This is a genomic window from Pseudomonas imperatae (assembly GCF_057128625.1).
The window spans coordinates 1-533 of the sequence record NZ_JBSKHP010000088.1; the positions used below are offsets into that span (position 1 = coordinate 1).

A 533-nucleotide genomic window follows, 5' to 3' on the forward strand; every position below is an offset into this window, starting at 1 on the left:
CTGCGCTGCGTGCTGAACATCAGGTGCAACGCGGGCAGGGGAGGCGTCGCGGCGCGGGCGGCGCGTCTGCTGATGCGTGTCTGCTCGACCTCGGGCACGTCGTCGAGCTCGTCGATGCTCGGTCGAAGCCGTGGTGCTGGTGGGACCATAAGCGCGTTCGGTTCGGCCGGGGGAGTGACCTCGACGCGCAGCGGTTCCTCGATGTGGCATTGAACGCACTCTGGGGACGTCACCGGTTGCAGACGCCGACATACGCGGCATCGGCCTTCATCGATGCCGAGCCCGTCGGGGGCGGGAATGGTCCCGTCGGCGCCGATGAGCTGCACGTAGCCCTCGGGGCGCACCGCGAGGGCGTGGGTGCGACCGTCCTCGGTCACGTCGAGACGGATCGGTCGGCGTAGCCGGGTGGCGATCGCGACACCGCGCGCGATCATGCCGGTGCGGAGTGCTGCGACCGATTCCGCCTTGCACGCCCGGTCGACGCCGTTGACGGTGAGGGTTCCTGTGCCGTCGTGGGCGACGGTCGCGGCTAG

Annotated in this window: 1 protein-coding gene; it reads right to left on the minus strand. The window is 70.2% G+C overall.

Translation table 11 applies throughout. The features are described 5' to 3' along the window. The coding region (locus ACWKWX_RS32745) for a hypothetical protein (protein ID WP_483829947.1) at positions 1-533 on the minus strand (533 nt) is incomplete at both ends.